Origin of the sequence: Bradyrhizobium vignae (assembly GCF_900324035.1) — a bacterium.
GTDB classification, from domain to species: domain Bacteria; phylum Pseudomonadota; class Alphaproteobacteria; order Rhizobiales; family Xanthobacteraceae; genus Bradyrhizobium; species Bradyrhizobium vignae.
The window spans coordinates 1,998,604-2,017,183 of the sequence record NZ_LS398110.1 but is presented as its reverse complement, the minus strand read 5'-3'; the positions used below and the strand labels follow the sequence as shown (position 1 = coordinate 2,017,183).

General features: G+C 63.2%; 19 protein-coding genes and 2 pseudogenes. 6 read left to right on the top strand and 15 right to left on the bottom strand.

The window, feature by feature from the left end:
- Positions 1-49 precede the first annotated feature (49 nt).
- The 13 genes and pseudogenes from BRAD3257_RS09820 to BRAD3257_RS09765 form a co-directional block, all read right to left on the bottom strand.
- Entirely contained in the window at positions 50-313 is a 264-nt protein-coding gene (locus BRAD3257_RS09820) for a cupin domain-containing protein (protein WP_244607918.1), read from the bottom strand.
- Between the two features lie 19 nt (positions 314-332).
- Positions 333-455, bottom strand: a pseudogene (locus tag BRAD3257_RS42195) (ABC transporter substrate-binding protein); the annotation flags it as partial.
- A 39-nt stretch (positions 456-494) separates the two neighbouring features.
- Positions 495-911 (bottom strand): ABC transporter substrate-binding protein, encoded by a 417-nt coding sequence (locus BRAD3257_RS09815; protein ID WP_122401650.1) that lies wholly within the window; start codon positions 909-911, stop codon positions 495-497.
- Between the two features lie 148 nt (positions 912-1,059).
- Positions 1,060-1,836 (bottom strand): annotated as a pseudogene (locus BRAD3257_RS09810) (MaoC/PaaZ C-terminal domain-containing protein); the annotation flags it as partial.
- Positions 1,817-2,002 (bottom strand): hypothetical protein, encoded by a 186-nt coding sequence (locus BRAD3257_RS40910; protein ID WP_244608007.1) that lies wholly within the window; start codon positions 2,000-2,002, stop codon positions 1,817-1,819. The gene BRAD3257_RS40910 and the pseudogene BRAD3257_RS09810, both read right to left, overlap by 20 nt.
- A 946-nt stretch (positions 2,003-2,948) precedes the next feature.
- Positions 2,949-3,374, bottom strand: a complete 426-nt coding sequence (locus BRAD3257_RS09800; RefSeq protein ID WP_122401647.1) for a PaaI family thioesterase — start codon at positions 3,372-3,374, stop codon at positions 2,949-2,951.
- A 35-nt stretch (positions 3,375-3,409) separates the two neighbouring features.
- Positions 3,410-4,156, bottom strand: coding sequence for an SDR family NAD(P)-dependent oxidoreductase (locus BRAD3257_RS09795; protein ID WP_122406469.1), 747 nt, complete (start codon positions 4,154-4,156; stop codon positions 3,410-3,412).
- Positions 4,157-4,158: 2 nt separating this feature from the next.
- Positions 4,159-5,028, bottom strand: a complete 870-nt coding sequence (locus BRAD3257_RS09790) for a fumarylacetoacetate hydrolase family protein (protein WP_122401646.1) — start codon at positions 5,026-5,028, stop codon at positions 4,159-4,161.
- Positions 5,029-5,049: 21 nt separating this feature from the next.
- On the bottom strand, positions 5,050-5,433 hold the full coding sequence (locus tag BRAD3257_RS40905) for a fumarylacetoacetate hydrolase family protein (RefSeq protein WP_244607916.1): 384 nt from the start codon (positions 5,431-5,433) through the stop codon (positions 5,050-5,052).
- A gap of 409 nt (positions 5,434-5,842) precedes the next feature.
- Positions 5,843-6,724 (bottom strand): alpha/beta fold hydrolase, encoded by an 882-nt coding sequence (locus BRAD3257_RS09780; protein ID WP_122401645.1) that lies wholly within the window; start codon positions 6,722-6,724, stop codon positions 5,843-5,845.
- A gap of 22 nt (positions 6,725-6,746) precedes the next feature.
- Positions 6,747-8,540: an FAD-dependent monooxygenase gene (locus BRAD3257_RS09775; protein WP_244607915.1), complete on the bottom strand. Its 1,794-nt coding sequence runs from the start codon at positions 8,538-8,540 to the stop codon at positions 6,747-6,749.
- 54 nt (positions 8,541-8,594) lie between these two features.
- Positions 8,595-9,545 carry a 3-carboxyethylcatechol 2,3-dioxygenase gene (locus tag BRAD3257_RS09770; RefSeq protein WP_122401643.1) on the bottom strand — a complete coding sequence of 317 codons (951 nt, stop codon included), beginning with the start codon at positions 9,543-9,545 and terminating at the stop codon, positions 8,595-8,597.
- A 54-nt stretch (positions 9,546-9,599) separates the two neighbouring features.
- Entirely contained in the window at positions 9,600-10,817 is a 1,218-nt protein-coding gene (locus BRAD3257_RS09765; protein ID WP_122401642.1) for an ABC transporter substrate-binding protein, read from the bottom strand.
- A 114-nt stretch (positions 10,818-10,931) separates the two neighbouring features.
- On the opposite strand from BRAD3257_RS09765, the gene BRAD3257_RS09760 reads away from it, so the two are divergent.
- The gene (locus tag BRAD3257_RS09760; protein WP_160118792.1) at positions 10,932-11,717 is read left to right on the top strand and encodes an IclR family transcriptional regulator domain-containing protein; all 786 of its coding nucleotides are present in this window, start codon (positions 10,932-10,934) and stop codon (positions 11,715-11,717) included.
- A 191-nt stretch (positions 11,718-11,908) separates the two neighbouring features.
- Here the strand turns inward: BRAD3257_RS09760 and catC are convergent, their stop codons facing one another.
- Both catC and BRAD3257_RS09750 read right to left on the bottom strand, forming a co-directional pair.
- A complete protein-coding gene (gene catC / locus BRAD3257_RS09755) occupies positions 11,909-12,199 on the bottom strand; it encodes a muconolactone Delta-isomerase (protein ID WP_122406468.1) in 291 nt (96 codons plus the stop codon).
- A 106-nt stretch (positions 12,200-12,305) separates the two neighbouring features.
- Complete coding sequence (locus tag BRAD3257_RS09750; protein WP_244607914.1) at positions 12,306-13,883, bottom strand: 4-hydroxyphenylacetate 3-hydroxylase N-terminal domain-containing protein; 1,578 nt, start codon at positions 13,881-13,883, stop codon at positions 12,306-12,308.
- A 276-nt stretch (positions 13,884-14,159) separates the two neighbouring features.
- On the opposite strand from BRAD3257_RS09750, the gene BRAD3257_RS09745 reads away from it, so the two are divergent.
- The 5 genes from BRAD3257_RS09745 to BRAD3257_RS09725 all read left to right on the top strand — a co-directional run bounded on the left by BRAD3257_RS09745 (position 14,160) and on the right by BRAD3257_RS09725 (position 18,578).
- Positions 14,160-14,789 (top strand): nucleotidyl transferase family protein, encoded by a 630-nt coding sequence (locus tag BRAD3257_RS09745; RefSeq protein ID WP_244607913.1) that lies wholly within the window; start codon positions 14,160-14,162, stop codon positions 14,787-14,789.
- Positions 14,786-15,310, top strand: coding sequence for a flavin reductase family protein (locus tag BRAD3257_RS09740; RefSeq protein ID WP_122401639.1), 525 nt, complete (start codon positions 14,786-14,788; stop codon positions 15,308-15,310). Before BRAD3257_RS09745 ends, BRAD3257_RS09740 begins: the two co-directional genes overlap by 4 nt.
- Before the next feature lie 70 nt (positions 15,311-15,380).
- Positions 15,381-16,250, top strand: coding sequence for an intradiol ring-cleavage dioxygenase (locus BRAD3257_RS09735; protein WP_122406466.1), 870 nt, complete (start codon positions 15,381-15,383; stop codon positions 16,248-16,250).
- Positions 16,251-16,317: 67 nt separating this feature from the next.
- Positions 16,318-17,496: a muconate/chloromuconate family cycloisomerase gene (locus tag BRAD3257_RS09730; protein WP_122401638.1), complete on the top strand. Its 1,179-nt coding sequence runs from the start codon at positions 16,318-16,320 to the stop codon at positions 17,494-17,496.
- A gap of 185 nt (positions 17,497-17,681) precedes the next feature.
- Positions 17,682-18,578: a LysR family transcriptional regulator gene (locus tag BRAD3257_RS09725; RefSeq protein WP_122406465.1), complete on the top strand. Its 897-nt coding sequence runs from the start codon at positions 17,682-17,684 to the stop codon at positions 18,576-18,578.
- The last annotated feature ends 2 nt before the right edge of the window (positions 18,579-18,580 follow it).

The window sequence follows — 18,580 nt, the reverse complement described above, 5'->3', positions numbered from 1 at the left end:
TCAGTCAGGAGGGCCTTTCACGGAGTCAGTTTAGTGCATTTGGCTACGATCATTGTGCTGGTACCAGCGCCGGAGCGCCCTTGTCCTTGATCAAGAGCACCAGGAATTTCGCGGGCCGGGTGGCACTTGCGTACCGGTCAACGACATGAACGTCGGAAGGGCCTTCATAGAAAGACTGTCCCGGCGTTAGCGTCACCTCTTGTCCGCCCTTCAGCTGCATCACGAGCGAGCCCTCGAGCACGTAAACAAACGCATGGGCATTGTGCCGATGCATCGCGCTCGAGCCGCCGGGCGCATGCTCGACCGCGATCATCAGAGCTTCCCTGCCGGGGCTCTCCGCAAGAGAACAGTTGGATTTGAAAGCGATTATCGGTGATCTCAGCGACTCGCTTGACGAAGTGTTCGGCAGCGCCATGAAGAGAGTCGAGCGACTTCGGGAAGCTCGACCCACTGCGTCAGATATGGAGAGCATTGCGCGCCAGTGAGGTCAGCGCTCAACGCGCCGGTGAGCAATAGAACCTTTTGCTTTCAAGCGAGAGCGTGCGCAGGGCGAAGGCCACACTGGAGCTGGGAACGTCGACGATAGTGTCGACACCTTCGCGTTCGAACCATCGCCGCGCCGTGCTGGCACCGACATCAGCTTTCATCTGATGATCGGCGAATATGATTTCCGCGGGCTGTCCCAAAATCGGCCCAGCGTCCTCGACCGCCATCTTGGCAGCTTCGACCGAGCCTTGTCCGCTTGCGTCAGAATAGACGGACGCCATATCGGTTAGCACCCCTATCCTAACCGGCTGTGTCTGGGCGAATGCGCTCGTAGTCGCGAGCGCAATTGAGCCAACGAGCCATAGGTGCGCCAAACTCCCGCGACGCTTGTCCCCCTCCCTTGATCGTGCCCTTGCCTCTTTCATGTGAGGCCCAGGGCGTCATTTTGTTTCTACGGAAACTCTTCCCGCTCGCGATGGAACTGTCTGTCACCTATGAGTGTGACAGGCCGTGGTAAGCTTAGGGGACCAGCAGATCGAACGTCCTTGTAGAGCATCGACCTACGCGAGCGGTCTAGCTCTTCGGCAAGCGCGCCGTCACCGTCAGCAACTGGTAGGATGCTGCCGTCTCTCCCGTGGCTGTCGTCACTTCGACGTCCCACGTAACCTCGCCGAGCTTATCGCTACGAGGGAACTTCTCCTTCACCGTGAGGCGGACCTTGATCGTGTCTCCGGGATCGACCGGCTTCACGAAACGCAGGGAGTCGAGCCCATAGTTGGCGAGAACCGGACCCGGCGGCGGATCGACAAAGAGGCCGGCGGCATACGACAGCACCAGATACCCGTGCGCGACGCGGCCCTTGAAGAAGGGATGGCCTTTGACCGCCTCCTCATCCATGTGGGCATAGAAGGTATCGCCTGTGAGATGTGCAAATTTCTCGATGTCGTCCAGCGTAATCGTGCGCTCGCCGGTGATGAACGTCTGGCCGAGATCGAGTTCTTCGTAATGGTAGCGGAAGGGATGCTTGTCCTTCACAATCTGCCGGGCACCGCGTACCCAGCTTCCGGCGAGGCTGGTGATCCTTCCCGGCGATCCTTGCAAGGCGGTGCGCTGCATGTAATGGCTCAGGCTGCGAACGCCGCCCAGTTCCTCCCCGCCTCCGGCTCGTCCGGGTCCGCCATGTACAAGATGGGGCATCGGCGAGCCGTGGCCAGTTTGTTCCTTCGCGCAATCGCGATCGATAAAGGCGATCCGACCGTGCTGAGGTGCGATCCCAAAAGCAATGTCTGAAGCCGTTGCCGGATCGTAGGTGTAAACGGACGCGACAAGACTACCTCCTCCACGCCACGTCGAACCGGTCGCAGGCGCTCTCCAGAAGCCGCCGGGCGGCGGCGATTTCGGCGCTGGATTCGGCCACCCGCTGCTGCATGTTGGCGTTCGCGCTCTTGGACGCCCCCGTCACGTCGCGGCGACTCTTCGTGTGCCCGATGAAAGCCTCCAGCCCGGCTTCAGCCATGCCGAGCACCGAACCGGACAGCATGCACGGCAGCCCCGCGAACACCGGAAGGCGGTAGGTCGGAGCGGTGGCATGGGGGCTCTGGCCAATGAAGGTCGGGTAGGTCGGCACCGCGCGATGGTCGGGGACCAGGACGTTACGGGCGACGAGGTCCTTCGATCCGGTGCCGCGCATGCCGAGCGTGCGCCAGGTGTCGTCGATCTCCATATCGGACTGCCGCACGACCACGTGGTAGGTAAGGTAGCCGCCCGCCTCCGGATTGGCGACGCGGGCGCCCATCAGCAACCAAGGCGAGTGATCGCATCCACTGCCGAACTGCCAGCGGCCATTCAGCCGCCATCCCTCCGGGGTCCGTTCGAGCGTTCCTTGCGGAGCGAGGGCTCCGGCGATCAGGTTGTCCGCATCGCCCTCGTAGACCTCCTTCTGGCAGGCCTCGGGGAAGCGCCCGATGACGTAGTCGTGCGCGACGCACACCATCAGCACCCAACTCGCCGCGGCGCACCCATGGGCGACTTCCGCACACGCGCGGATATGGGCGCTGGGCGACATTTCCAGCCCGGCGAACGCCCGCGGCGTGATCACGCGAGCCAGGCCCGATCCACGAAGCAGCGAAGCGGCCTCGTCGTCAAGCCGACGAAGCTGTTCGCTACGTTCCGAGATGGCCGCCAGGCGCGGAACGATCGCCCTGGCCGCGGCGATGGAATCGAAATTCAGGGCGATGGACGGCGCGGCTGAACCGGCGCGGGTCGAGGTAGACATGTCGGTTTCCTCCCGTCGTTAAATCGACGCGATGACGACTTACGGCGCCTTTTCTTGTTGCTCTGATTATCGAACGAGCGGGCCTAGGCCACAACCAATTCACGCAAACTGTTCGCAACGCGAACATGACGGAACGCTCGTTAGTCTAGCGGCGATGGCTGCGGACACGTGCGCCACCCGCAATCTCTCAGCGACTGCGGCCGATCTTCGAAGTCGCCGAGCCGGTCGCAAGCAGAGTAGCCTGTTCGTCGTGGAGTTGGCCTTCCAAGAAGCAGATCGAGCGCCCCCGACTCACGATACGACCGGTGCCGAAGATTCGGCCGACTTTCGCCGGCGAGACGAAGTTGACTTTGATCTCGAGCGTCGGCGCGAATTCACCGGGCCCGAGGGTCGCAGCAAGAGCGGGCGACAGCGTCTCATCCAGCATCGCGGCCAACATGCCGCCATGGATGAGGCCAGCCGGATTCAAGAACTCCGGCCGAGCCTGCATCTCGACCTTGATCACTTGCTGCTCGGCGTCGAAGTCAACGAACTTCCACCCCAGCAGCGTCGCGATCGGCGCCTGAGGAAGCTCTCCTCTCACAATCTTCGCAAAGAACCCACTCCCGTCCATTCAGTCTATCCCAGATTAGCTGATAACAATGGGCGCTAATAAGTTGCTCTCCCCCCGGATAAATCGAACACCGCCCCCGTGCTGAACGAGCACTCCTCGCTCGCCAACCAGCAGACGAGCGACGTCGCCTCCTCGATCGCCCCGAACCGTCCGAGCGGAATCTTCGACAGCATGAACTCGATGTGCTGGGGCGTCATCTGATCAAACAGCGGCGTTTTGATCGCCGCCGGCGTGATGCAGTTGACGCGGATGTCGGTCGCAGCCGTTTCCTTGCCGAGCGATTTGGTGAGCGCAATAAGGGCCGCTTTGGACGCACTGTAGGCGGACGCGTTCGGATTGCCTTCCTTTCCCGCCACCGAGGCGACGTTCACGATGCGGCCGTAGCCACTCTTCTCCATGATGCGGACGGCGGCACGGTTACTGTAAAAAGCTCCGTTGACATTGACATCGAACACCTTGCGCCAATCGCTCGCCGAATAGTCCTTCACGGCTGCGTTCGGCCCCGTGATGCCAGCGCTGGCGACCAGAATGTCGAGCCGTCCGCCCAGTTCGTCGATGCTCCGCCGCATGGCCGCGTCGACGGCATTTTCTACGGCGATGTCGACTGCTTGCGTGTGAGCGGCGCCGACTTCCACCGCTGCGGCGGCAAGGACGGAGGCGTTCAAGTCCCACATGGAAACACGGGCGCCTTCGGCCGCGAGGCGACGCGCCACGTCGCGGCCGATGCCGGAGGCCGCTCCGGTGACTATGGCCGTTCGTCCTTCGAACCGTCCGCTGTACATGGTCACGTCCACGGCCCCGTAGGTGGCGACCACTCGCGGGTTTGCTGGCGCTGCGTTCCGAGTCCCTCGATACCGAGCGTCATGACATCGCCCGGCTTGAGATAGATCGCTGCAGGCTTCTTGCCCATGCCCACGCCGGGCGGCGTGCCGGTCGCGATGACATCGCCGGGCATCAGCGTCATGAAGCGGCTGACGTAGCTGACGATCTCGGCGCAATCGAAGATCATGGTCCGGGTGTTGCCTGCCTGCATGCGTTGCCCGTTGACGTCGAGCCAGACGCCGAGTGCCTGGGGGTCGGTGATCTCGTCCGTCGTCACCAGCCATGGTCCGACAGGACCAAAGGTGTCGCAGCCCTTGCCCTTGTCCCACGTGCCGCCTCGTTCCATCTGGTACTCACGCTCGCTCACGTCGTTCACGATGCAGTAGCCGGCAACGTGGGCGAGCGCGTCGGCGCGGTCGACGTTGGAAGCCTGAGTGCCAATGACGATCCCGAGTTCCACTTCCCAGTCCGACTTCGTCGAACCCTTCGGCAGAACGACATCGTCGTTCGGTGCGCTGAGCGAGGTGATCGCTTTCTGAAAGACGATGGGCTCGGACGGCAGTGGAAGATTCGCCTCTGCGGCATGATCGGCGTAGTTCAGGCCGATCGCTATGAACTTTCCGACGCCTGCAATCGGGACACCCAAACGCGGCTCGCCAGTGACGAGCGGCAGTGCGGATGGCGAGATCGCCGCGAGATTTTTCAGCGCTGAATGCGACAGGGTGCCTGGCGTGACGTCGGCGATAATATTTGACAAGTCGCGCAGGCGCCCCTGATCGTCGATGAGCCCCGGCTTTTCGGCGCCGGGATTTCCAAAGCGAACTAGCTTCATTGGGTGTTCCTTCGAACGTGCCTAGGAGAATCGCGCCGAGACGGATCCAAGGCCAGCGATGTTGGCCTCGAACACATCGCCGGCGCTCACCGGCACCATCGGGCCGAGCGCTCCGGAGAGCACGACGTCGCCGGCGCGCAGCGGCCGTTTGCGGCGGGCCAGCTCGCCGGCGAGCCAGGCCATCGCGTTGAGCGGATTGCCGAGACAGGCCGCGCCGGTCCCTTTCGAGACGACCTCGTCCTTCCTCGTCATCTGCATCTTGAGAGCACGGAGATCCAACCCATCCAGCCGGCGGACGGGCCCTCCGAGCACGAAGAGGCCGGACGACGCGTTGTCGGCGACGGTATCGACGATGCCGATATCCCAATTGGTGATGCGGCTCCCGACGATCTCAAGGGCCGGCATCGCATAGACCACCGCCCTGAGAACGTCGGCACCGTGGGCACCTCGACCTCGACGTCCCGATCAAGAAGGAAAGCCACCTCCGCCTCGATCTTCGGCTGAAGAACACGCCCCGCAGCGACGGGCTCGTCCTCGCCCACGATCATATCGGCGAAGAGAACTCCGAAATCAGGCCTGTCGACGCCAAGCTGCTTCTGTACGGCGCGCGATGTCAGCCCGATCTTGCTTCCGACCACGCGCCGACCTTCCTTCTCCCAATGCGCGGTGTTCTCCTGCTGGATGGCGTAGGCCCCATCAACGTCGAGGTCCGCCAACTGGGGTCGAATGGGCGCGATCGGGACGCCGGCGTAAGCGCCACGGATCTGTGCGGCGAGTTCGCTGTGCTTGGCTTGCTGGTTCATCTGAACGATCCTTATTTGCCGGTCCGGAGGAATTCGATGTGGAGCCGATTGAACTGCTCGGCGTCCTCGAACTGGGGCCAGTGGCCGCAGCGGTTCATGACCACGAATTTCGAACCCGGAATCATGTCCGCGATCTGCTTTCCCTCCTCGGGCGTCGCGGTCGGATCGTGCGAGGTCCACACGACCATTGTGGGCGCCTTGATCGACCGGTATTGGTCGGCGGTGATCATGTTGGGCTGGCGGATTTCCATCTCCTGCAGGTACATGATGCGCTTCATCGTGTCGGCGAAACCCGGCTGCGCGTAGATCGCGCGGCGGGTCTCGATCAGATCGTCCGAGACCATGCTCTTGTCGCACATCAGGAATTCGAGGCGCGCCTTGATCCGCTCCCAGGAGGGATCGGATGCAGCCTCGTTGGACAGCTTTTTCAGCCGCTCCATCACCTGGGGGTGCGCTGTCCAGCCGCCGGCGGTGTTGAGGACGAGCTTCTCGACCGCAGCGGGACGATGCACGGCCAGATAGGTCGCGACCCAACCGCCCAACGATTCACCGCTGATCATCGCCTTGTCCCTGCCGAGCGTCTTGAGGACGGCGAGCACATGGTCAGCGTAGTCTTTGACCTGGTAGTCGATAGCCGGCTTGTCGGTCCATCCGTGGCCCAGCATGTCGATGGCGACGAACCAGAAATGATCGGCGTGCGGACCGAAGTTTCTCGAATATGCCTCGGCATGGCCGCCGACGCCGTGCAGCGCGAGGACGAGCGGCTTGGACGGATCGCCCGACTCGATGCAGCGGGTGCGGATTCCGCCAGCGTCGACGTAGTGCTGTTTGAAGGAAACGCCCCTCAGATCAGCCCAGACGCTGGAAAAGTTCTCCGGTCTTGTGTCGCTCATAGCTGGATCTCGTTCGTTGATGTCAGGCGAAAAGCGGCGTGCCGCTCGGCTTCGATGGACGGGATGGTTTCTCGCGCGGGATGGCAGACAGGTCCGGGAGATCCAGGACCGTTCGGATGGCTGCAGTGAGCCGGTCAAGGGCCACGCTTGCGTCGGACGTTCCCTCAATGTCGCGCCAGGCGACCACGCCATCCGGGCGAACAAGCAGAACTCCGGCTTCCTCGATCTCGCGGATGCGCTGCCACTCGCAATAGAGGTCCTGCGCATCCGGCGAGCCCGTCACCACGACGCGGAGGAATGGCAGATCGAGGCGCAGCGCCGCTTCCTTCCACGCCCCGCCGGCGAGGCCGGTCACGACGGTGAAGAGGCCCTTTCCGGTCACGTCGAGCGTCGACACGCGCAAGCCGTCACGGTCGACGAGCCATGCATGCGGGATCTTCGCCCCAGGGCGCGACGTTGGCTGATTGTAGAGGCCGCGATCTCGCCGCCACTCTTCCGGCTTGGCGCCGACGTCGGGGATCACGGCCGAAGATTCGTACCGCTGGTTCATCTCGGTGCCTTGGGCATTGAACTCCGTTTGCTTCAGGTCCAGCGCGGCCTGCGCCGCTTTCCGGGCGGCCACACCGTCCGGACCCGGATCGCGGAAGCGCGCGATGCCTGCAGCGACCGGGTTCTCAGCGCCTTGCACCCTGAAGCATGCGCTCAGCGGGGCGTAATCGAGCCGGGATTGGTTTGCCCGCAGCACGATCTGCTTGCCGACCGGCGCCCGCTCTTGCGAGTAGCTTTCCAGCAGCTTCGGACCGGCCCACCCCTTCACCGAGTAGGCGAGCTTCCAACCGAGGTTGTGGGCGTCCTGGACACAGGTGTTGTTGCCCAATCCGCTCGATGGCGGATGCCGATGGACCGCATCGCCGCCGCAGAGCACCCTGCCCTTCGAATACTGGGTCACGTAGGCCTGGTTCACGTACCAGATCGATGTGCGCACGATGTCGATGTCGACGGAGGGGTCTCCTATCAGCACCTTGATCTTCGGAATGATGGCTTCCGGAGATAAGTCCGGCTCGCCCTTGCTGATGTCGAAACCCCAACCGGCGATCCACTGCGTCCACGGATGCACGGCCCGCAGCAAGCCCATGCCGATCTCGCCGAAGCTCGCATCCGGCGTCACGATCCAGTTCAGGATGCTCGGCCGGTGTTTGCTATATTTGGTCAGGTCACAGTTGAAGACGGTGTAGACGGTGCCTGCGCGCGCCATCTGTCCTTCGATCGGCAGGCCCAGATGGTCAACCACCATCGAGCGCGCGCCGTCCGCGCCGACCATGTAACGCGCGCGGACGGTGTACTCTCGCCCGTCGAGACGATCGCGCAGCGTGGCCGTCACGCCGTCCGCATCCTGCTCATGCCGGACGTATTCGGTGTTGAACGCGAAGGTCGCGCTCTTCTCGGCCGCCTTCTGGAACAGAATTGGTTCGAGCAATGGTTGGATGATGTCGACCATGCCGCAGGGGCTTGCGCGCAGATAATCGCCGCGGCGGTCGTCGCCGGTCCCCCACGTCCGCATCCGGATCAGCTCTGAGCCGGCCAGGCTGGTCGTGAAGGTCGTGTCGCCCATGAGCTCCCAGGGGCTCGCGTAGCGGGCCACGTCGTCCGCTATCCCGAGATCGCGGAAGACCTCGTTGGCGCGCTGGTTCGTGATGTGGGCGCGCGGGCTGTCGGCCATCCAGTTGCCGCGCGAAACGATGTGACTGCGAACGCCGCAATTGGCGAGCGCCAGGGCGGTCGTCGAGCCCGTGGGGCCGGCGCCGATGATGAGCACGTCCGTTTCGTATGCCATTTGCCTGCTCCGCGATGCTTCCGCATTCGCCCGGGGTTAATGAGCGCCGTCGACCTGCTTGGCCGCCATCATCGCCATGCCGGCGATCCAGCCCGGAATCGCTTCGTAGAATTCCTGCTCCATCTTGAAGTGGCCGCCCGTGGAAAAGGCTCCGAAGGCGGCGACCCATGCGAGGACCTCGTTGGCGCCGCGGCCCGCGACTTCGCGGACCTTGCCGGTATCGAGCGCGTCTGCGCGCCAGATCTGGCCGCTGCGAAGGATCTCCATGAATTCGGCGTCCCACTTCGGATTGAGCGGCTGGCACGGCCCCTTACCCGCCTCGGCGAGAACACCCGCCTCGAGCACGCGCTTCTCGCGGGCTTCCTTGGCCTCGGCCGTCGGATTCCGGCCGTTGATCAGCCGCTCGCGGATTTCGGGCGGTGCATCCTTGATCGACGGGAGCGGTGGATCGTGCGAGAGGCCGCCGGACGCGGCAAACAGCACCCTCTTGCCGGACCGCATTGCGAAGCGGCCAACGGATTCACCGAGTTGGCGGGCCCGGCGATAGGTCGGCACTGGCGGCGCAGCGGCGTTCACGAAGATCGGCAAGATCGGGATGGACTTGAAGTCCCCGAACATCGCTTCCCACAACTGGACGAAGCCGTGATCGACCGGCATGCGGTAGGACACCGCAACGTCGAAATCCTCGTCCCGCAAATGGTCGATGAGTTCGAGCGCCGTCTTCTCCGGAACATCCAGCGGGCCCGTCCCGCCTCCCCAGTCACCCAGGGACACGGCTCCCGCTCCGACGCAGAACGAGGGCATCAGGTCGTAAAAGAAGCCGTTGAAGTGATCGGGCGCGAACTGGACGATGTAATCAGGCGCAAACTCCTTCACGAAGCTTCCAAGACGTCCGAACGCGGTTCGGACGCGTTGCTCGGTCTCATTGCTGGCAGGCCCCTTGTACATCAGGGGGGTATGGGAAGCGCAGACAACGGCTACTGACATGACCGGATTCCTTCCAACGCCTAGTTGAATTTGTCGAAAAGTGGCTGCGGCAGGCTACTTCTTCACCAGCGGGCACGGGCTTTCGGAAAGCGGGCGGTTGAGGGATTCACCTGGCAGCGTCTGCACGACGTTGTAGAGATCCCAAGCGCCCTTGTTCTCTCCGGGTTTCTTCACCTGGAGCAGGTACATGTCGTGGATCATCTTGCGATCTGCGCGGATGTAGCCGTCGGCCGCGAAGAAGTCGTGTACCCGCTCCTTTTCCATCTGCTTCATCACCGTCGGTGCGTCGTCGGTGCCCGTCGCCTTGACCGCTTTGAGGTAGTGCGCGACGGAGGAGTAGACGCCGGCATGGAAGCTCGTCGGCATCTGCTTCGCCTTCGCGAAGAATTTCTCGGCCCAGGCGCGCGTTTCGGGCGTCCGGTCCCAGTAGAACGGGGAGACTTCGTAGGCGTCATGCGCGATCTTAAGGCCCACCGCGTGCACGTCCGTCAGCACCGATTGCAGGGGCACAATCTTGGCTTTTGCGCTCAGCCCGAATTCATCGGCCTGCTTCAGCGCCGTCACGGTATCGCCGCTGGAAGCCGCGATCGCGATGACGTTGGCGCCGGCGCTGGAGGCGGTCAGCAGAAAGGATGCAAAGTCGGACGTGTTCGGCGGAAACACGGAGTTTCCCACCACCTGGCCGCCGTTGAGCTTGACTTGCTCTGACGTATCGCGCGTCAAGGCATTGCCGTACGCCTGATCGACAGTCAGGAAATACCACTTGGTTCCACCTGCATCGATCACGGACTTGGCTGCGCCCTTTGCGAGATTGTAGGTATCGACCGTCCACTGCACCGTGAGCGGCGAACAGGCCTTGCCGCTGAAATCCGACGAGGTCGATCCCGAGAGCAGCATGATCTTGCTCTTCTGCGCGGCCATGTTCTGCACGGCGAAGCCGATCGGCGAGCCCTGCATGTCCGCGACTGCATCGACGCCTTCCACGTCGAACCAGCGGCCAGCGATCTGGGATCCGATGTCGGGCTTGCCGGAATGGTCGGCCGAGATCACTTCGACATTCAGGCCGGCGCCGAAGTCTTCGGCGGCCATCTGGGCGGCGGCGACCGAGCCCTTGCCGTTCGCCATGGATGTCGGACCGGCGATGTCGGTCAGAACGCCGATCTTGACCTTGCCATCGCTGAGCTTCGGGGTGCCTCCGGCGGTCTGCGCCGCCGCTGGCGCCGTCAAGGCCAGACACACGGCCGCGGACAAATAAAGGCTTGAATGGACCATCGTTTCCTCCCATCGCCACTTGTTTGGGCGTGCGGGTGTTGGATTGCCGCCGATTGAACTATGATTCCAGCTGAGTCTGTGAAATGTTCGCGGTGCGAACACGTCGAGGTGATCATGCACCGCAATGTCAGGGCACTTTCCCGAGGGTTGGCGCTGATCAATGAGCTCAATGCGAGCGGGCCATCGAACGTCGTGCAGCTCGCGAAGAGGACCGGTCTCAACCGGACGACCTGCTATCGCTTGCTCGATACGCTGCGCCAAGACGGCTACGTAACGTTGGACGAGACCAACGCCCTATTCGCATTGACGCCGCAGGTGCGCACCCTGAGCGAAGGCGTGTCTTCACGCGACCTATCGAGCCAGGCGGCCCTGCCCGCGATGTTCGGTCTCTTGGATGATGTCTCTTGGCCCAGCGACTTCGGGGTCTTCGAGCTCGGCTCGGTGCTTATCCGCGAGAGCACCCATCCCTTCAGCCCGTTCTCTGTTCACCGCTCGATGGTCGGCCGCAGAAGGTCGTTAGTCCGGAGCGCCCTGGGAAAGGCGATCCTGGCCGCCTCAACGCCCGCGCTGCGCCGCGAGATGCTCGAGCTGACGGCCTCTCTTGTCGAGGAAGACGCAGGGCTGGCGAAGGATCGTCGCTTCATCAACGAAATCCTCTTGAAGACGAAAGAGGACGGATACGCCTCATCGGTGGGCGGATCAGAGGCTGGCATCAGTGCTATCGCGCTGGCCATCCCGGGGGGCGGTCCGGTGCTCGGCAGCCTCAACCTGATCTTCTTCTCGTCGTCAATGACGCCGGAGGTGGCCGCGCGAAAATATCTGCCAAGCATGAAGATGGCAGTAAAGGACATCGAACGTCGGTGGTCAGCCGCAAACAAAGCTCGTGGAAAGCTCGCTTAATCGACGGCTATCGAACGTATGCGCGAGAGCAGAGGGCCCACACGATGGCTCGCTTTTGGCCTTCGGGCGACCTCAAGCTTTCAGCGGCCCTTGGTTTGCCTACCCTAACTTTTGCAGCCTGCAGCGCGCCGCAATACTCCCGGTGGGAAAGGCACATTGGAATGTCGAACTCGAGCAGGATAGTTCGAGACCTACCGGTCGTCGTCATGGATCGACGACGGATGCCGGCACAGCGGCGTGACCCGGATCTCCATGAACGGAAACAGCGGCAGGCTGGACAGAATGTCGTGCAATTCTTGCGCGCCCGAGACGTCGAATATGCTGACATTGGCGTAGCGCCCGGCCACCCGCCACAAATGGCGCCAGGCCCCTGTGCGCTGCAGCTCCATAGCGCGAACACGCTCCGCCTGCTTCAGAGCGTCGGCTCGCTCAGTCGGCAGATCGTGCGGGATTCGCACCTCCATTTCGACGTGAAAAAGCATGACGATGAACTCTTTCTGCAAGGATAAAGCGACCGCGCAAAAATGGCGTGGAGCCGCGGCGCGATCGCGGCGGCTCCCTTGATCGTCTTTATCGTCAGCCCTGTCGTCAGCCCTGCACCAGTCCGCGGCTGACGAGGTTGATGTCATCGGGATTAACCAGATCCTTCGCCGTCCAACCGGAGACGTCGTAGTCGCTCATGCAGTTGCGCACGAAATCCTGCATGGCGCCGAGGTCGCCGGTGGCGGCCGCGGCGTTCAGCGTCTCGACCCGCAGGTTCTCGTAATTGCCGGCATAGTTGCGCTCGTAGAGCTCGTGCCTGCCACCGAATTCGGAGCCGACCGCGTCCCACAGCAGCTTGAGCAGCTTGATCCGGTCGATCGCGGCATAGCCGTTCGAGCCGCGCACGAAGCGGTCGAGATAGGGCCGGATCGCATCGCTCTCCAGATCGGCCGAGCTCGAGGGCAGATAGATCAGGCCGCTCGCGACGTGGCGCTCGATCAATTCCTTGATCCGCGGATAGGCCATCGGCGCGAACACACGATAGGCCAGCCCGTAGTTTAGATTGGGCAAATTGTAGCCCTCGGTGCCCTGCCAGGCGATCGGCGATTTCACCATCGCGTCCGCAATGCCGTGGAACAGATTGCGCCAGGCGATCACCTCCCCCACGGCCGTCTGCACGCCGCGGAAGTCCTTGGAGCCGGTCGCCTCGACGGCCATCGAAAACAGGCCGGCGATGAAGTCGAGCTTCACGGCCAGCCGCGTCACGCCATGCAGCGTGAACCGCGGGATGAAACCGGACGCCGGGAAGAACTGGTTGATCTTGGCGACGTCGCCATAGATGAAGACGTTTTCCCAAGGCACCAGCACCTTGTCGAATACGAGGATCGAGTCATTTTCGTCGAAGCGGCTCGACAGCGGGTAGTCGAACGGCGAGCCGGTCGCCGCCGCCGTGAATTCGTAGGACGAGCGGGCGATCAACTTGACGCCCTTGGCATCCATCGGCGCCGTGAAGATCAGCGCGAACGACTTGTCCTTGATCGGGATGCCGTAGTGCGCGATGAAGTTGTAGTGCGTCAAGGCCGAGCCGGTTGCGACCACCTTCGCCCCGGAGACGATCAGGCCGGCGTCGGTCTCCTTCTCCACATGCATGAAGACGTCGCGCACCTCCTCGATCGCCCGATCGCGATCGATCGGAGGGTTGACGATGGCGTGATTCCAGAAGTCGAGCCGTTCCTGGGTCCGGGCATACCACTTCCTGGCGTTGCCGGCGTAGTCGCCATAGAAGCTCGAATTCGCCCCCAGCGTGCCAAGGAAAGATGCCTTGTAATCAGGTGAACGGCCCATCCAGCCGAACGCAACCTTCTGGAGTTCGGCGATCGCGTCGCGGCCCTTGATCAGATCGTCGGCCGTCTTCGAGCCGAGGAAGAACGGATGGGTCAATTGTCCCGACCCGGTGTCGGTCAGGACGCCGATCTGATCCTTCTTCTCGTGAAAACGGTCGTACCAGCGCGCCACCATCCGCGCCGAATTGCGAAAGGCGGGATGCTGGGTGACGTTCTTGACGCGCTCGCCGTAGATGTAGATTTCTCTTCCGTCCTGGATGCTGTCCAGGAATTCCGCGCCGGTATAGACGCTGGTGGTCGACGCAGGCATGTCGGCTCGCAGGGCGGCTGCTGTAGTCATGGACACTTCTCCTCCGTTTGTGTCGCTGGACCGGCGGCATTGCAACACCGGCCCGAGACCAATCCCGTCACGCTCTTGGTCGGCGCGACATCGGAGGGAACGCTACGCGCTCACAAGGAGCGGGCGAAAGGTATCACACCATACCGCGCGGACCGGCCCAAGTGGGGCTATGACTCGATGGCACGACCGGACTGCAATGATCGTCCGGCCGACGCAACGCCGCAGCTGACGGAGCACTCGCGCAGCACGGCCAGGGAGCGAAAACCGGAGCGAGCCATGGCGACGGGTTTGGGCAAGGGTTTTGACAGCAGCGCTGTCGCTTTCCATCGTGATGGGGAGCTGGCCCTCGACGCCTGCGTCGTGACGATCGGCGCGTTTGACGGCGTCCACCGCGGCCATCAGGAGCTGCTCCGGCAGACAATTGCGGCAGCGCAACGCCGCGGCGTTGCCGCCGTGGTCTACACCTTCGATCCGCCGCCAAAGGTGTACTTCGGCCAGGCCGAGCCGTTGATATCGCTGCGCGAAAAGCTTGCGCGCATCGCAACATTCGCGCCGGACCACATCATCGTCGCCGACTTCAACCAATTCTATGTGCGGCGCACCGCGGCGGATTTCCTCGCCGAGCTGCAGCGGCTGCAGCCGCGTGAAGTGATCGTCGGCGAGGATTTCCGCTTCGGGTCCTGTAAGGGCGGCACTGCGCTGCTGTTGCGGCAACACTTCAACACCCGCATCCTGCCGCCGGTGCGCTGCGGCAATGGCGAGGTCGTCTCCAGCAGCCGGATCCGGAGCTTGCGGCGATCCGGCCTTGCTGCTGCCGCGGCGACGCTGGAAAACTGGCGAGACATCGTGACCGCGCCACCGGCCAATCGATCCGATCTGGCCCAAGCCGAGGCCGCAGGCCAATGACCGCGATCGATCCGCGCGAACTGCGCGATGCGTGTGGGCAGTTCGGCACCGGCGTGACCATCGTCACGACGCATTGCGAGGGCCGCGACCATGGCATGACGGCCAACGCCTTCATGTCGGTCTCGCTCGATCCGCCGCTGGTCGCCATCTCGATCGCGAAAAGCGCGAAGATGCTTCGCAACATCCAGAACAGCGGCCGCTTCGCAGTCAGCGTCCTCGCCGAGGGAATGGAGGATTTCGCGTGGCATTTCGCCGGCAAGCCGAGGCTCGACCTTTGCGACATCTTCGAACGGCGCAACGAGCTACCCGTGATCGCCAACGCGGCGGCCTATTTCGTGACCGATCTCGCCGACGAGATCGTCGCCGGGGACCATACCATCTTCCTCGGCCGCGTCCGCGAGATGGCGCTGGAGCCCAGCAAGAAGCCGCTGCTGTTCTTTCGCGGCCGCTTTGGCGGCCTTGCCGACGCGCAGCCTGCGCCCGCGATGCTGGAGAATGCTGCTTACGAATTTGTGTGGTGAAGCCAACAACCGATATTCCCGAAAACGGGATGCAAGTTTGATCAACCTGCAACAAGAGGAGGAAATGACCATGCTGAACGTCACCAAGGACACCATCACCGACCACGTGATCGCCGCGCTCTCGAAGGACATTCCGGATCGCAACCGCCAGATCATGACTAGCCTGATCCGCCACATGCACGCGTTCTGCAAGGAGGTCGACCTGAGCTTTGCCGAGTGGTTCGCGGCTTGCGAATTCCTGCGGCGCGCCGGCGACATCTCGGACGAGAAGCGCAACGAGTTCATCCTGATCGCTGATATCCTCGGTGTCGAGGTGCTGGTCGATATGCTCGACCACCGAGTCACGGACGGCGAGAGCGAGTCCACCGTGCTTGGGCCGTTCTACCGGGAAAACCCGCCGGTACTGCCGAAGGGCGCCTCCATCATCAAGAAGACGTTCGACAACGCGCAGACTGTCAAGGTCAGCGGGCGCATCAGCGACACCGCAGGGCGGCCGATCGAGGGCGTCACCATCGACGTCTGGGAAGACGCGCCGAACGGGCTCTACGATCTGCAGGATCCGGAGCAGCCGGCCTACAATCTGCGCGGCCGGTTCACCACCGACGCCAACGGCGAATACGCGTTCGTGGCGCTCCGCCCCGAGCCCTATCCGATCCCCTATGACGGCGCGGGCGGCGAGCTCCTGAAGTACATGGGGCACCATCCCTGGCGCCCGGGTCACATCCACTTCATGCTCGCGAAGGACGGCTATCAATCGCTGATCTCGCAGATCTACGATTCCGAGACCAAGTATCTCGACAACGACTCTGTCTTCGCCGTGAAGCAGAGCCTGATCGGCAAGTTCAACAAGGCACCGGCCGGTGCCGACACCGATCTGGTTCTCAACTTCGACTTCAAGCTCAAGAAGGCGGCCGTCGAACGGCTCGTCGCGGCCGAGTAATACCGTGATGTCCTGCCAGGCCCCACCAGCCTGGCAGGGCTCATTCTGAACTTACCTGTGAGGATATATGAGTCGTGCCGTGATCGAAGTCGCCGAGCCTGTGGAGCGAGTGCAGGCTCACACAAAGGACACCGCGATCCGCAGCATCCGCGCCACCATCGTGGAGGCCCCGACCCGCCGTCGGCACAAGCTGTCGAACACGGAAGTCACGCATCAGGGCTACGTGCTGGTGCGCGTCCTGCTCGACAACGGCGTGACGGGCATCGGCGAAGCCTCGACGCTCGGCGGGCCGCGCTGGGCCGAGGAGAGCGTGGAATCGATCAAGGCCGCGGTCACGAATTATCTGGGGCCGGCGCTGCTCGGGCAGCCTGCCCTCGCCTTCGAGGCCAATGCGCTCCGCATGGGCAAAGCCGCGACCCGCAATTTCGCGGCCAAGGGCGCGATCGAGTCCGCCCTGCTGGATGCCGCGGGCAAGACACTCGGCCTCCCCGCCAGCGCCTTGCTCGGTGGTGCAATACACGAACGCATCGAGGTGATCTGGGCGCTGGCCTCGGGCGACAGCGGCCAGGAGGTCGAGGAAGCCAGCGAGAAGCTGCGGCGCCGCGAACACCGTCAGTTCAAGATCAAGTTCGGCTTCAATCGGCCACAAGCCGATCTGAAGCGGCTGCAGGCGCTGCGCGCCGGCCTGGGCGACGAGGTCCGCCTGATCGTCGATGTTAACCAGGGCTGGACCGAGGCCGAATGCATCCGCTTCATGCCCGAGCTGGAGGAATTGGATGTTGCCCTGATCGAACAACCGGTGTCGGCGCTGCAGCTGGACGCCATGGCACGCGTCGCGGCCCGCACGTCCATCCCGCTGCTGGTCGACGAAGCGGCCTTCACCAAGGAAGAGATCGCCCGTGCAGGCACGATGGGCTGCGGCAGCGTCTACTCGCTGAAGCTCGTGAAGAGCGGCGGACTGTTTGAGATGAAGTGCGCCGCTGCGGTCGCCCGCGCGCACGGCCTCGAGCTTTATGGCGGCTGCCTGCTGGAGAGCAGCATCGGCGCAGCAGCGCATCTCGCCGCATTCGCCACGCTGCCCAAGCTCGAATGGGGCACCGAGCATTTCGGCCCGCGGATCCTCATGGAGGACTTGGTCGTCAACCCGATCAGATTCGAGGAGTTCGAGATCTGCGTTCCCGACGGTCCCGGTCTCGGCGTCGAGGTCGACGAGGACAAGATCCGCGCCTTCGCCCGGAAGGACTAGGCAGGCGGCGTCGTTCCGCGGACAATTGACAACCCGGGGACCTACGCCCAGTCTTTACGCTGGAACCATCGTCTCGATCGTGCGCTGATGACCACGCGATACCAAACCAGGCAGGACCTCCAGGCCGCTTCCGCGGAAGCGCGCGAACAAGCGTCCGGCTGACCGTGACCGATCGCGACGACGTCATGGATCTCAGGCGACTGGTCTATTTCGTTGCCGTCGCCGAGGAACTGCATTTCGGCCGTGCCGCCTCGCGGCTCGCGATCGCGCAGCCGCCGCTCAGCCGGCAGATCGCGCAACTCGAGAGCGATCTCGGCGTCATGCTGATCGACCGGAGCCGAAGCCAGATCCGGCTGACCCAGGCCGGCAGCGTGCTTCTGGAGCGTGCGCGCGACGTGCTGGAGCGACTCGACCGAACGCATCGCGAGATCAAGCGGATCGGAGAAGGTTTTTCGGGACATCTGCGCGTCGCCTTCGTTGGATCGGCGACCTATGGCGTGCTGCCCAATGTGATCAAGGCGTTTCGCTCCGCCTATCCCGACGTCGAACTCGCGCTGTCGGCGATGAACAACGCCGAGCAGAAACGCGCGGTGATCCAGCGCGAGATCGATATCGCGATCGCCCGCCCCTCGCTCGACGACGAGGAATTGAAGTCGGAGCCGCTGCTGCAGGAGCCGTTGATCCTCGCGCTGTCCGACACATCGCCTTTGCTCGAACAAGCGATCACAAGGTTGTCGGCGCTGAAGGCGGAGACATTCATCCTCTACCCGCGCAAGCCACGCCCGAGCTTCGCCGACCACATCCTCAACATCTGCCTCGAAGAGGGCTTCATTCCAAAATCGCAGGTGCTGGCCCAGGACTATCAGACCGCGATCAGCCTGGTCTCGGTCGGCGTCGGCATCGCGCTGGTGCCGAAATCGGTCTCGGAGGCGGAACGCCCCGGCGTCTCCTACCGCGCCTATGAGGGACATAATCCAGGGACCGCGCTGTCGCTGAACTACCGTCGCGACAACCGGATGCCGCATTTGTTCAATTTCCTGAAGATCGCACAAGACGTCACGCGGCGGCAGCGCAAGCCATAGTC